The following is a 13,926-nucleotide window of genomic DNA, read 5'->3' on the forward strand; positions in this document are numbered from 1 at the left end:
AACTCCGCTTTTGTTTAAATTTTGTAAACAATATTTTTTAATGAGTTAACTTACGTTAATTTAAGTCTTTTCTATGAATTTAACGGAAATAACTGCGATATTGTTCAGCATCTCCAAAAGTATGGCCGTCTAAAAAATCCCCTTTGGCCATGACCTCATGCAAATCAGGCCTGCACAACCGAATTATTGCTTATCTTTTCAGGTTTAATTTGCCGATAGTTTGCCGATATTTCGTAACTTTGCACATCTTTTGCCGTCGCATGCAGGCCAAATGGCAGAACTTGAGCAGTGCGAACGGCAAATTCCAGATTAACCGAATATTCCAACCATTGTCATGAATATATCATATAACTGGCTAAAAAAATACCTTGACTTCAATCTCAGCCCCGACGAACTCGCGGCCGCTCTCACCTCAATCGGTCTTGAAACCGGCTCGGTCGAGGAGGTTGAATCAATCCGCGGTGGCCTCCGCGGCATCGTGATCGGCAAGGTGCTCACCTGTGTCGAACATCCCAACAGCGACCATCTCCATATCACCACAGTAGACCTCGGCGACGGCGCCGAAACACAGATTGTCTGCGGTGCGCCAAACGTGGCTGCCGGACAGACCGTGGTAGTGGCCACCGTCGGCACTACACTCTACGACGGCGACAAGGAGTTTGCGATAAAAAAATCTAAAATCCGTGGCGTAGAGTCGTTCGGTATGATCTGCGCCGAGGATGAAATCGGAGTAGGAACGTCACACGACGGCATCATCGTCATCACCGACGATGTGAAGCCCGGCACACCTGCGGCCGAATTCTACGGTCTCACCTCGGACTATGTGCTTGAAGTGGACCTCACCCCCAACCGCATCGACGCTGCGTCGCACTATGGTGTGGCACGCGACCTCGCCGCATGGATGAACGCCCACACTGAAGCGGGCAATCTCCACCGTCCGGAAGTCGAAGCCTTTGCCATCGACACTCCCGAAGGCGGCATAACCGTTGACGTTGAAAACACCGACGCATGTCCGCGCTACACCGGCGTGACAGTGCGTGGCGTGACAGTCAAGGAGTCTCCGAAGTGGCTCAAGGATGCACTTTCGACCATCGGACTGCGCCCGATCAACAATATTGTCGATATTACCAACTATCTCCTCCACGGCATGGGGCAGCCGCTCCACTGCTTTGACGTGGCAAAAATCGCAGGCAATAAGATTGTGGTCAAGAATGCCCGCGAAGGCGAAAAGTTCACCACTCTCGACGGTGTGGAACATACGCTTGACTCACGCGACCTCATGATCTGCAACACGGAAGTCCCCATGTGTATAGCCGGTGTCTTCGGAGGTCTTGACTCAGGAGTGACCGAAGCCACCACAGATGTCTTCCTCGAAAGCGCATATTTCAACCCTACTTCCGTAAGAAAGACAGCACGCCGCCACGGTCTCAACACCGACTCATCATTCCGCTTCGAGCGTGGAGTCGACCCCAACAACACCCTCTATGTGCTCAAACTCGCAGCCCTGATGGTCAAGGAACTCGCCGGAGGTGAAATCTGCGGACCTCTCTGCGACAACTATCCCTCGCATATCGAACCGGCCGAAGTCAGCCTCAGCTTCGAATATTTCGACAAGCTTATCGGCAAACACATCCCTGCCGACACTATCGTCTCAATCCTGAAAAGCCTTGAAATGGAGCTTACAGAAGTGACCGACGAAAAAGCCGACATGAAAGTGCCTACCTACCGCGTCGATGTCACCCGTCCCTGCGACGTTGCCGAAGATGTGCTCCGCATCTATGGCTACAACAACGTGGAGATTTCAAGCTCGGTGCGTTCGGCATTATCTTCGCAGAGCTTCGAGGATCAGGACAACAAACTCCGCAACCTCATCAGCGAACAGCTGACAGCCGAAGGCTTCAACGAGATTCTCAACAACTCGCTCACAGCCGAGGCCTACTATACCGACCTTGCCGCTTATCCGGCCGACCATTGCGTCCGTCTGCTCAACCCGCTGAGCAACGACCTCAACGTAATGCGCCAGACTCTCCTTTTCGGAGGTCTTGAATCGCTCAGCCACAACATCAACCGCAAGATGGCTGACCTCGCCATGTATGAGTTCGGCAATGTCTACTTCTTCAATCCCGCGACCGAGGCGACTGCCGAAAACGTGCTTGCCCCCTACCGCGAGGCTTCGCGTCTGGCCATCTGGCTCACCGGCGCACTCCGTCCCGGCAACTGGGCACGCCCCGAACAGCCTGCAACCGTCTACGACATGAAGGCTGTCGTGGCCAACATCCTCAACCGCCTTGGCATCAATCCGGCCGAAATCAAGCTCACGGCCTCGTCATGCGGTCTTTACTCGGCAGCGCTCGACATCAACACCCGCTCAGGCAAGAATCTCGGTACTCTCGGTGTGATAGCCAAAAAACTGGCTTCGAAATTCGACATCAAGCAGGAAGTCATCTACTGTGAACTCGACTGGCACGCACTTGTCAATCTGTCGCTGCGCAAGAAGGTAAGCTACTCACCACTCGCCAAGACCATGCCGGTCAAGAGAGACCTCGCCCTTCTGCTTGACAAGAGCGTCACACTCGATCAGGTCGAGGCAATCGTGCGCGAAAGCGAACGCCGCCTGCTCAAGAACGTGACACTGTTTGACGTCTACGAAGGCAAGAATCTCCCGGAAGGCAAGAAATCATATGCGATAGCCCTTACCCTTCAGGACGACGAAAAGACCCTTCAGGACAAGCAGATCGAGGCTGTGATGAACAAAGTCATCGGAAATCTCACCAAGAAACTCGGTGCAGAACTCCGATAAACTGCGACAATCCGCCACACTCACTTAAGACAAAACAACAGAAAACAATAATAAAACTCAACTGTAACACTCACTATCATGGGAAGAGCATTTGAATACCGCAAAGCACGCAAACTCAAACGCTGGGGTAACATGTCGCGTACATTTACCCGCATAGGTAAGGAAATCACCATAGCTGCAAAGGCCGGCGGTCCTGATCCCTCCACCAACCCGCGTCTCCGCGCCCTCATGCAGAACGCTAAGGCTGCCAACATGCCCAAGGACACTGTCGAACGCGCTATCAAAAAAGCAACCGACAAGGACGCCGGCGACTACAAGGAAATCACTTATGAGGGATACGGCCCCCACGGCATCGCAATCTTCGTAGAAGCTGCAACCGACAACAATACACGCACCGTTGCAAACGTCCGTTCATATTTCACCAAACACGGCGGCAACCTCGGAACTCAGGGTTCGCTCACTTTCCTCTTCGACCACAAGAGCGTCTTCAAAATCAAACCCAAAGACGGCGTATCACTCGAAGACCTCGAACTCGAACTCATCGACTACGGTGTTGATGAACTCGAAGACATCGTCGACGACGAATCAGGCGAAGAGCAGGTGATTCTCTACGGTGCATTCGAAGAATACTCCAATATCCAGAAATATCTCGAAGACAACGGCTTCGAAATCATTTCGTCGGAATTCGAGCGTATCCCCAACGACCTCAAGGAAGTGACACCCGAACAGCGTGCGGCCATCGAAAAACTTCTCGAAAAAATCGAAGAAGACGAAGATGTGCAGAATGTGTTCCACAACATGAAGGAAGAGGATTAATCCTCCTGCCCTTGCAGAAAAAAATATCACTCTAAGGCGGAAGGAATGACCATTGCGACATGGTTGCTCCCTCCGCCTTTCCATTATCCGTATTTCTACTCTCCATTCTCATATAATCAACAGAGCATAACCCCAATCCAATGTCGCAGGCCATAAAAACACCCTATCTTCCGGCATCCACATCCCTTGTCGCAAACATCACGGCAACGCTTATGGTCGTAGCCGGAATCTATCTCACATTTTCGGGACTACGCTACATCGATCCGGGACAGGACGAACTCTATCAGGCTCTATGTGTGAGAGGCTATGCCGACTCTCCGCTGGCCATGCTGACATTCCGCATCGGCGCTCTGTGGTGTGAAATATTCGGCGACCGCCTTTTGGCTCTGCGTGGCCTCATGTCACTCTGTCATCTGACATCCATCGGTCTCGGATGTGCCTATTTCTATCACCGCACACACAAAATGATTCCATGCGCCTTCCTCTTCATGCTGCTATCAGGCATGTCGACCTACACGGCCATGTTTATCTACAACTGGGACACCGGAGCATATCCGTTCATCCTACTTAGCCTGTTGGCCACCTTATATTATATGTCGGCCAAGACACCGGTGGCGGCCGCATTCATCGGAATAAGCAGCGCACTGATGGTCCTGAGCCGGATACCTACAATCTGCATACTCCCGCTTTTTCCGGTAATCATAGTCCGTACCGCGCTGAAATCCGGTTCAGTCCGCAGGCCGTCGGTCATTATAACCCGCGATTTGCTCACAGGTATTGTCGCATTTGTCTTGACCGCGACAATAACAATCATGCTGATGTGCGGTATGGAAACGTATATCCGATCATGGAATCCCGACAACATTATAACGGGACACACCTCCATCTCCGATTATCTCGGACGCCTTGTAGAGCTGGGAATACCCAACCTGCTCCTGTGGGGTGTGACAGGATTGCTCTATCTTGCCTCATGGCTGATTGTAAAATTCAGGCAGACACTTTTTGCCATAATAGCCTCCATATTCTCAATCATCGCCATAGTCGCAGTCGCCTCTGTCCTGCTCAACAAAATTGATGCGCCTACAGCAGACTTCGGAATCGCTCAGGGGACATTGGTCATCACCTTGCTCTATCTCCCCATCAGACGACGATTCATCGACCCGGCCACAGCATGTCCGTCCGACAGACTATGGACTATTGTCGCGTTCTCGCTTGTTGCAGCCGTCGGGTCTAACGGAATTGCCGAACGCCCTCTCGCACTGCCATTGATTCCGATTGTCTGCGCATACATCTATCCCTACAGAAACCTGACAATCAGCTGCTACTTTATAATCCTGATGCTGCTGACTCTTAAGATGAGCCTCGGCATCACAAGAAATAACCGTGAGACACATCAACTGACCACATCACTTGAACGGTTCGAGGGTCTGAAGTTTTCCAAACAGGCCATGCAGCTGTGGAAACCGATAATAGCCACCGTCAACACCCTTCAGGCCGAGGGACACACAGTCAGATTCTGGGGGCTGTATAAATATCACTTCCAGTATGCTTTCAATTCAGACTGCACGCGCACCCACAACCTCTACCACTACGATGAGGAGATTCCGGAAATACGCTCTGCGGTGGTCAGCGAACTTTCAGAGAGCGATGCAGTGATATTCCGGGGTGACATGCGGTGGGACAGACCATGTATGAAAACAATCGACGAACTCATAAAACTCGGATTCCGCCCCGTCAGAATCAGCGATGAGTACAGCCTTCTTCTAAAATAGGTCTCTGACACACAAATCAATACACTATAGAAATATGGCTGTCAATCACGCTATTCCTCGTCAAGCATAAACTTTATCTCGTCGAACATACTCTGGCAGACGGGACGTGTCAGGGCGCAGTCGGCCTGAATTTCAGCCTCGACAAAAGGCCTGATTTCAGCCGGACGGCTATATAGCATATTGAACATCAGCCGGAATCCGCCGTAACGCTCCATTTCATCTGACGAAGCGACGGCATCGACCGCAACATCCATTGCAAACGGCAGATGTCGCAACAATCTGTGGCAAAGTATATCGGCAACCTCCGTCGTGATGCACTCGCGCAGCATTTCTGACGCACGCTCGCGCGTCATTGCCTCGCGCGGATAAATCATCGGAGCGAGCAGCATGCTTTCCCTTGTGCGCGAGTCGGCCCAGAATTCCTCAGCCAGAGCCTGCGAAGGCTCTATCTCAGAGGCTATCTCAACAATCTGCGGAAGATTTAACCCGAACACCATTTTATACTGCAATCCACCCTTGCGGATTGTGTCGGCCACAATACCGTTGCGCATCGCAAAAAGGCGGCGTTTGATTTCCTGTATCTGATTGAATCTGGTCATAAAAATATATTACATTCGTCGGCATGAACATGGCCACAAACATAGCCATACAACAAAAATAGTCTTTTTTAATCATTTTTCATAATTGGATTGTTAAAAATATATTATCCATCACGTTCCAAATTATTTATAATCATCTATGCGACATTTCATACTTGTGACCATTGCCCTGACATGCCTCATTTCAACCACACTCCATGCCGCCGACAACAGTCCTGAACCTATTCCGGTCGTGACCGCCGAGGGATATATGACTGCCGGAGGAGGAATCGGAACTCCACCGCGCCCCGACCGACCGAGCGTTGGACTTGTGTTGAGCGGAGGCGGTGCGAAAGGAATCGGGCACATAGGTTTCATACAAGCCCTCGAAGACAACGACATCCCCATCGACTACATTACAGGCACGTCAATGGGTGCAATCGTCGGAGGTCTCTACGCATCGGGGTTCACTCCGAAGGAGATGCTTGAGCTTATCGCCTCGAAAGGCTTCGCATACTGGAGCACAGGTAAAATCGATCCGGCATACACATATTTCTACTCCTCACACCACGACACTCCGTCGTTCGTGACCCTGAATCTCGGCAAGGATTCCACACAAATCACCTCCGTGCTGCCGATAAGTCTCATCAACCCTATCCCGATGAACTACGCCTTCATCGAGATATTTTCACCGTACACCGTTCAGTGCGGGGCGGACTTCAACAATCTTTTCGTACCCTTGCGCACGGTCACTTCCGATGTCTATGCCAAACATAAAGTCGTGCTCGGACGCGGACCGCTGAGCGACGCCGTCAGGATGTCAATGTCGTTCCCGATGATTTTCGAACCGATTCTGCTCAACGGTGTGCCGATGTATGACGGAGGAATCTATGACAACTATCCCGTCGACGTGATGATGGATGAATTCAATCCTGATTTCGTCATAGGCTCAAACGTAGGCTCAGGAAAATCAGCGCCTGATTCGCGCAACATGATGGACCAGCTTGAAGAAATGATCATGCAGCCCAACAACTATCCGTTTCCAACCGACAAGGGTGTGAACGTCAGGATAAATCTTGACGAATTCGGGCTGCTCGCCTTTGACAAATATCAGGAGATATATGACATAGGCTACCGCCGCGGACTTGAAGTCATGGATTCAATCAAAGCCAAGATAAAAGTACGAGTCCCGAAAGCAACCGTCGAAGCATCGCGAGAGAAATTCAAGGCCGCGACACCCGAGGTGAAAATCAACCAAGTATCAGTCCACGGTGGGACAGCGATTGAAGACGCCTTTCTGCGTTCGGCATTCGGCCACCGCACCGAGCCTATGACACTCGAAGAAGGACGGTCGGCATATTACCGCGCAATCAGTTCCGACAAACTTCAGAATTTCGTGCCGACTCCTCTCTACAATGTGCGCGACAGCATGATAGACCTCAGTTTCGAAGCAATCATAAAAGACCCGTTCTCTGTCGGAGTGGGAGGCTACATATCATCCTCGACCAACAGCATGCTCTTTTTCAACGCCGGCTACAACACGCTTAATTTCAACTCAATCAAAACCAACCTGAACGCATGGCTCGGACAAAGCTATCTGGCCGTGGAGGGTGACTTCAGCTTTACGCTCAACACCCGTCGGCCATCGGCTCTGCATATGAAAATCGTCAGCTCACGCCAGAAATATCATGAGACTGAAAAGCTCTTCTATCAGATTCACGAACCTGATTTCATACGTAAGTCCGAGTCTTTCGTGCGCGCTTTCTATTCAACCGCCCCGACTCTGCGCTCCATATTCACCGCCGGTCTCGCCTACGGTCATCTGACCGACCGCTACCACGTCGACACGAGCGAGGGGCAGTCGAATCCCAATCATGAGAAAGGCATCTTCGACCTCGGCCAGATTTTCGCCGTATGGGAAAAGAATACACTCGACAATACCTATGCCCCCACTTCGGGCATCGATCTGAGAGCTTCGGTCAGAGGCATAGCAGGAAAATACCGCTATCGGCCGTCGGGCGACTCCGGACGAAACAGCGACCGCAACATCAAATGGATTCAGGCCCACATTACCGCCGCCGACTATCTTGACATCAGCAAGCGTTTCTCGCTCGGTCTGACCGGACAGGCATTATTGTCGACACGCAAACTGCTTCCCGGCTATGATGCGTCAATCGTCGCGTCTGAAGCGTTTCATCCCACACCTGCAAGCTACAACAGTTTCAATGCCAAGCTCCGTGCAAATTCATTTCTGACAGCCGGAGTTGTGCCTATTCTGAAACTCTCAGGTACATTTCAGCTCAGAGGCTCATTCCACTGCTTCATGCCGATACGCAAAATCACCTATGGACTGCCGGCCGACAGCAATTATGATGACACAGGAAGCCATCTCCTCGCTCCGCCGGAAGCCACTGCAAAATATGGAAAATGGTTAAGCAATCTGGAATTTTTCGGAGAGCTTCAAGCCGTGCTGGCACTTCCGTTCGGTTCGGTAAGCGCCTATGGCAACTACACCTCAGCCCATGACAGCAACTGGAATTTCGGCATCTCAATCGGAGCATTCATCCTCGCCCCGAAGTTCTTTGATTAGTCCGTCTCCCCCCTATCCTGCCGGTGGCCACTGCCGTCCATCAATCATGAATGTCTTACAGCCGAGTGTTCGGGCAGGGACGATGTCCTTGCTGTAGCTGTCGCCGACCACAAGCACCTGAGCAGGCGGCAGTCCGAGCGCCTCCACTCCCATACGGAATATGGCCGGATCAGGTTTCCTGACACCGACCACGGCGCTCTCAATCACAGACAGGAAATAACGGCCGATACCGAAATCCTCAAGCACGGCATTGATATTTCCATAAAAATTCGAGACGAGCACCATCGGATAGCAGGGGGCAAGCTTTCGGAGAACGGCGGCCGACTCGCCGACACACTCACGTGCATGGTCATAGCAGTAGCCGGCAATCTCGTCGGTCTTTTCAAGCAATGATTCAGCAATACATCCCCTTTCTGACAAGCGCTGCAATTCGATAGCGATTTTCTTTTCCATCAGCTCGCGGAAAGTATCGCCGGGAACTACAATCCTATTTGCAGCCAAAGCCCTCTCGGCATAGACATAGGCATCAATAAAATCATCTATGCCGACACTTACCCCGGCCTTGCCATAAGCCTCGCGTATGATATGACTCCAATGGTCGCCATGCGAGTCAAGCGTCCCGCCATAGTCAAAGATAATGCCCTTGACATCATGGTCGATTATCAACGATTCAATAGTCCCCATTCTCAAGTCTAAGCGTCAGACGACGGCAAAAGTGTTCATGACGCACAATCATGTAGACGAGCAGCGCGTTGAACACCGTAAGCTCGGCTATGAAGTAAATCCACGGCTGCCCGATGAACAATGTTGTGAAAAGAGTAATCACACGCCAGTTGAACGACAGAATATTGGTATATTTCATCAGCGGAAGCGATTCCCGACGAAAATCATCACGGAAAGACTGAGGAATATTGCCCGACGGGAAACGGCGGTGCAATTCGCGCCGTAGAGCCTGCAATGCAGGAGATGTGGCCTCCTGCTGACGGGTGTAGGCCAGATAGAATCCCATGGTAAGCCGTTTCCAGAAATTGCTTTTCCATGTGACACCGCTTTCTGCCAGCTGACGGCGCAGCTGGCTCACGCTGTCGAGCTCGCTGCCGTCCTCACCTTTCAGAAAATAAAGATGGAACTGACGGTAATAATCGGCCATCGCAGCCTGCTTCGTATGGCAGATTCCCGTCACACAGGCTATAATCCATATGACCCACGGATGGTCGCCAAAGAATGCGGAGAAGTGGATTTCACGGAAAACGATGGCAAGATAGATGGTGACAAACCAGAAGTCGCCACAAAGACCGTCGAGTATGCGGCCTATGCGCGAATACTGCTTCGTCAGACGTGCGAGCTGGCCGTCGGCGCTGTCAAACGAATTGGCCCACACCAGCAGCAGCATGCCTATGACATTAAGTTTAAGCTCCGGAAAGTAGAACAACACCCCTGCACCTATCCCAAGGAAAATAGCAGCGATGGTGATGGCATTGGGACTCACACCGAAGCGCGCCGCCAACCGGGCCCACATGAAACCGATGGGCCGGTAGAAAGCGAGGTCGATGTGTTCCTCTGTGTCCATTGACTTCAGCGAACGCTGATAGTCATCCTTGTGGAGCTGATTCATCAATTGGTTGAACTTGGAGTTGATATATAGCGGGTGTATGAATTCATAAACCGTGCGAAGGCCGGGATGTTCATCAGCACGTATTCAAATATCGCGTATCCGATGAGCGTGCAGGCTATTCCGGCAAGCACATCAATCACATAATGATGCGAAGTATAGACGGCCGTAAACCATATACCCATACATATTACAGCGAAAAGCACACGCATCCACCACGGACAGCGCGCCTTGAGCGAGTAGATGAAAGCTATGAGCATATAGGCAGAGTGGAGCGACGGCAGGGCGGCAAAGACATTGGCGTTGCGCGAATAGAGGCCATGGAAAATATTCAGACCTGTCATCTCGTCCCACCGGCCGAGTCCGGCAACCTCACCGGGTGTCCCGATTATGAAATCGAATCCATGAGACGCCACATACCACGGCGGAGCGGCGGGATGGACATAGTAGAAGGCGAATCCGAGAAGATTCACGAACAGAAATACGAGCGAGAAATGGAGATAGACCCGATACTGCCGCTTGAAATACAGCCACAAGCCGAAAAGAATTGGAACAGGAACCCAGCAGAGATAGAAAATCCCTGCAAAGAAGTCCATCAGCTTGCTCGTATGCAGTTCAAAAAACTCGTTTGGCGTTAGTGTGCCGGCAGCGGTTACTATTCCGAACAGATTCTTCTCGTTTTCATAAAGATTCTTTATGTCGACAGGGTTCACCTCATAGTTGGGGAGAATATTCATCCAATCATACGATATGCCGAACACCGCAAACGGAAGCATCGCAACCACAAGACGGCGAGTCGTGTCAGTCACGAAAAGCAACAGTGTCAGTATGACAGCGAGATAGATATGTTCCGGCCTGAATCCCACGCAGAGGCAGGTCACAAGCAGCCAGATAAGCACTACCGGGATGATGATGGATGTCTCCCGGCGCGACGGAAGATTGATTACAGACATTGACAGACTGTTTTAAGTTTTATTTCTTGTCTTTCAAAAGCCTGCGGCAGTGGTTGATGCGGGCAAAGGCTGTGATGTTGGCAAAGACAGCAATGACACTCATGCAGACGATGAGGATAATGACAGCATTGAAAGATGCGGGGTCTACACACTGACCAACAATTCCTGTGGCAAGTGCTCCGATTGTAGTCACGACCACACGCTCGGGACGCTGCATGAAACCGACCTTACATTCCAGACCGAGTCCCTCGGCACGCGCACGGACATAGCTCACCATAATCGAACCGACCAAGGCCACAAAGGTTATAAGCGCCCCGATGATATAGTCGGTCTGAATGAGATAATAGCTCAGACCTCCGAGTGTGAACAATTCGCAATAGCGGTCAAGCACAGAATCATACATCGCTCCGAATGTCGATGTCATGTTGCCGAGACGGGCCACCTGACCGTCGAGCATGTCGAAAAGAGAGAACAGAATGATGACCACGCCACCCCATGTGAGAAGGCCATAGTTCATATCGGTCTGAGTTGCTGTATATCCGGCATAGACAAAAATAATTGCGGCAGCTATATTGCCGAGCAGACCGATAGTGGTAACCATATTGGGTGTGACACCGATGCGAATCAGGAAACGCACGAAAGGATTGATTACAAAATAGATGCCTTGCTGAAGGCTATCGCGGAAACGCTTGAACATGGATTTTTTCTGTGAGATTGTTATTTCGTTGTCAGGCATTTTATTCTAAAATTAAAAAATTCTTTATGTTTCAATTCATGGGCGAGACGGCTTTCCGGAGTCAGATTTTTTATTGCCGAGAGCCACGAGGCGGTCATAGCGAAGAATCATATCCACAAGACGTATGGCATATGGATCGAATGCCGTAGGGCGATAAACGAAGTTGCGTTGCAGGACAAAATTCCAGCCCCACGACACAGCGAGAGATGCTGCAAGGCGTGCCGCCGCAAAAATGCCATCCGGCTTGAAACCGAGATTAATTAGCCACTCCCAATTTGACAGGAGAGTCGCAAGGCCGGTCGTGCCATACATGTTGAGAAGCAGCGAACCGGTCCAGACGAGAAAATATTTCACGCCTACGGCTTTGACGCTCTGCCCGGCCGCATGGAAGGTGAAACGGTAGTTTATGCAGCAGTTGACCACACCTCCGGCAATCGCTCCGACAGCCACCGAAAGATTGGAACGGTAAAACGGTTCGAGAGCTATGAATACGAATGAGTAGAATAGCATACTCATCCCGAGGTCAATCCATGAGGCCACCTGCGATGACACAGATGAGCGCAGGAAAGTGGAAACGAGACCGCCTCCGTGAAGAAATTTATGTTTCAGCTGTGAAAAATTCATTTATAGTACTTTACAGGATGAAAACATGGTATTTTCAGGTGAACATATACATCGCGAGGGCAAGAATCACCGCTCCATAGATTCCGGCAAGAATATCGTCGGCCATGATACCTGTGCCACCGGGCAGATCTTCCATCTTTCGCACCCCCAAGGGCTTTACGATGTCAAAAAAGCGGAACAGCACCAGCGAGACAAACGCCCATAGCCAGAAAGCACCGCTCTCGAGCGGACAGGGTGTGGATGCAAACACCGAAAGCGGCAGCATTGTGATCCACTGTCCGACAGTCTCGTCCATGACGACACGCGACGGATCAGGCCCCCAGAAGTTTTCGGCGATACCGGCCGACCATATTCCCAAAGCGGTGAACACGACAATCAGTCCGAGCGTAGCAAGGAATGTCCCGGTCACATGGCCTGTCAATGCAAGCGGCAGCCAAAGCAAAAGACCGACAACAGCTCCGGCCGTACCGGGTCCCCACGGCCAGTAGCCGGCGCCAAACGACGTGGCAATGAATTTAGGGAAAAACGGAAAGTGTCGGTTTTCTGTCATTTCTTCTTTGATTTAGCGGCATTGTGTTTCTTAATCTCTGCAAGTATGGCCCGTGCGATTACGCCCGAAGCCTCGACACGGCATGCGGCAAAACTCGGCCAGTCATTGAAATCAATGATTGAGAAAGAGCCGTCGGGGAGGATGATGGCATCACCGCCGTAAATCTTTATATCAAGTGCCTCGGCCGCACGGTTGCAGACCTCCTTGAAGGCTTCATGGTCAAACGAAGGCTTGTCCTCGTCCATCGCCTGCTTGTCGCGTGAACCGTGATGATAGAAACAATAGAACCACGGTGTGCCATAGACACCATAGAACTTCAGTAGCTCACCTTCGATGTGGCGGCTGACGACAGCACGCTTTATGCCACGCAGGAAATACTCCTGCACCACCTCCTGAGCCTCCTCGGGATGACGGACATAGGTGACATCTTCCTTGTGCATCGTGTGGAAATCGCCACGTTTCACCCACGCCTTGGTGATTCCGAGCTGGTTCATGCGGTCGATCACTCTCTCGTCGGTGTTGACCATTATGCTTTCAGGCGTAGGGATGTTACTGCCGATGAGGATACGTGTCAGGCGCTCACGCGTACAGTTCTCCACCCCGTAGCCGGAGTTGATGACCAGAGCGCCTTCATCTTCCTTGCGCTGTAGCACCGGGAAAGAACGGTGGTGACGGCACATGTTGATTATTATGTCTTCGTTCACAGCGCCGGCCACGAGTTGCTCCTCACTATAGATTTTCACCTCACAGCCACGTTTGCGCAACTGGTCGGCTGTCAGGTTGAGGATTGAAGCGTCATTACCTATATGGTTCGGCGAGAAGACGCCCGCTCTCATTATTCCGGCTATTTTTATATCAGCCATTATCGGTTAATTTTAGAGACCACACGGTCTTG

At 51.2% G+C, this 13,926-nt stretch carries 12 protein-coding genes; 4 read left to right on the forward strand and 8 right to left on the reverse strand.

All coding sequences use genetic code 11. The annotated features are described in order from the left end of the window. Positions 1-334 precede the first annotated feature (334 nt). From pheT to QZ311_RS07025, 3 genes are all read left to right on the forward strand, one after another. Positions 335-2,800 carry a phenylalanine--tRNA ligase subunit beta gene (gene pheT / locus QZ311_RS07015; RefSeq protein WP_297065924.1) on the forward strand — a complete coding sequence of 822 codons (2,466 nt, stop codon included), beginning with the start codon at positions 335-337 and terminating at the stop codon, positions 2,798-2,800. Positions 2,801-2,878: 78 nt separating this feature from the next. Then, positions 2,879-3,616 (forward strand): YebC/PmpR family DNA-binding transcriptional regulator, encoded by a 738-nt coding sequence (locus QZ311_RS07020; RefSeq protein ID WP_297065927.1) that lies wholly within the window; start codon positions 2,879-2,881, stop codon positions 3,614-3,616. A 140-nt stretch (positions 3,617-3,756) separates the two neighbouring features. After that, positions 3,757-5,388 carry a hypothetical protein gene (locus QZ311_RS07025; RefSeq protein WP_297065930.1) on the forward strand — a complete coding sequence of 544 codons (1,632 nt, stop codon included), beginning with the start codon at positions 3,757-3,759 and terminating at the stop codon, positions 5,386-5,388. A 50-nt stretch (positions 5,389-5,438) separates the two neighbouring features. Here QZ311_RS07025 and QZ311_RS07030 read toward each other — a convergent pair whose 3' ends face one another. After that, positions 5,439-5,987 (reverse strand): hypothetical protein, encoded by a 549-nt coding sequence (locus tag QZ311_RS07030; RefSeq protein ID WP_297065932.1) that lies wholly within the window; start codon positions 5,985-5,987, stop codon positions 5,439-5,441. Positions 5,988-6,126: 139 nt separating this feature from the next. Here QZ311_RS07030 and QZ311_RS07035 point away from each other — a divergent pair, with 139 nt between their 5' ends. After that, complete coding sequence (locus tag QZ311_RS07035; RefSeq protein ID WP_297065935.1) at positions 6,127-8,556, forward strand: patatin-like phospholipase family protein; 2,430 nt, start codon at positions 6,127-6,129, stop codon at positions 8,554-8,556. 12 nt (positions 8,557-8,568) lie between these two features. Here the strand turns inward: QZ311_RS07035 and QZ311_RS07040 are convergent, their stop codons facing one another. From QZ311_RS07040 to QZ311_RS07070, 7 genes are all read right to left on the reverse strand, one after another. Continuing rightward, positions 8,569-9,240 carry an HAD family hydrolase gene (locus QZ311_RS07040; RefSeq protein WP_297065938.1) on the reverse strand — a complete coding sequence of 224 codons (672 nt, stop codon included), beginning with the start codon at positions 9,238-9,240 and terminating at the stop codon, positions 8,569-8,571. Next, positions 9,227-10,171 carry a CDP-alcohol phosphatidyltransferase family protein gene (locus QZ311_RS07045; protein WP_297065941.1) on the reverse strand — a complete coding sequence of 315 codons (945 nt, stop codon included), beginning with the start codon at positions 10,169-10,171 and terminating at the stop codon, positions 9,227-9,229. The genes QZ311_RS07040 and QZ311_RS07045 overlap by 14 nt, the downstream gene beginning before the upstream one ends. Then, a complete protein-coding gene (locus QZ311_RS07050) occupies positions 10,171-11,121 on the reverse strand; it encodes a phosphatase PAP2 family protein (RefSeq protein ID WP_297065943.1) in 951 nt (316 codons plus the stop codon). Before QZ311_RS07050 ends, QZ311_RS07045 begins: the two co-directional genes overlap by 1 nt. Before the next feature lie 19 nt (positions 11,122-11,140). After that, positions 11,141-11,818, reverse strand: coding sequence for a CDP-alcohol phosphatidyltransferase family protein (locus QZ311_RS07055; protein ID WP_297066012.1), 678 nt, complete (start codon positions 11,816-11,818; stop codon positions 11,141-11,143). A 75-nt stretch (positions 11,819-11,893) separates the two neighbouring features. Further along, positions 11,894-12,481: a GtrA family protein gene (locus tag QZ311_RS07060; RefSeq protein WP_297065946.1), complete on the reverse strand. Its 588-nt coding sequence runs from the start codon at positions 12,479-12,481 to the stop codon at positions 11,894-11,896. Positions 12,482-12,515: 34 nt separating this feature from the next. Continuing rightward, the gene (locus tag QZ311_RS07065; protein WP_297065949.1) at positions 12,516-13,031 is read right to left on the reverse strand and encodes a phosphatidylglycerophosphatase A; all 516 of its coding nucleotides are present in this window, start codon (positions 13,029-13,031) and stop codon (positions 12,516-12,518) included. After that, positions 13,028-13,894 carry a hypothetical protein gene (locus QZ311_RS07070; protein ID WP_297065952.1) on the reverse strand — a complete coding sequence of 289 codons (867 nt, stop codon included), beginning with the start codon at positions 13,892-13,894 and terminating at the stop codon, positions 13,028-13,030. The genes QZ311_RS07065 and QZ311_RS07070 overlap by 4 nt, the downstream gene beginning before the upstream one ends. Positions 13,895-13,926: the final 32 nt, after the last annotated feature.

This window comes from uncultured Duncaniella sp. (assembly GCF_910578445.1).
GTDB lineage: Bacteria > Bacteroidota > Bacteroidia > Bacteroidales > Muribaculaceae > Duncaniella.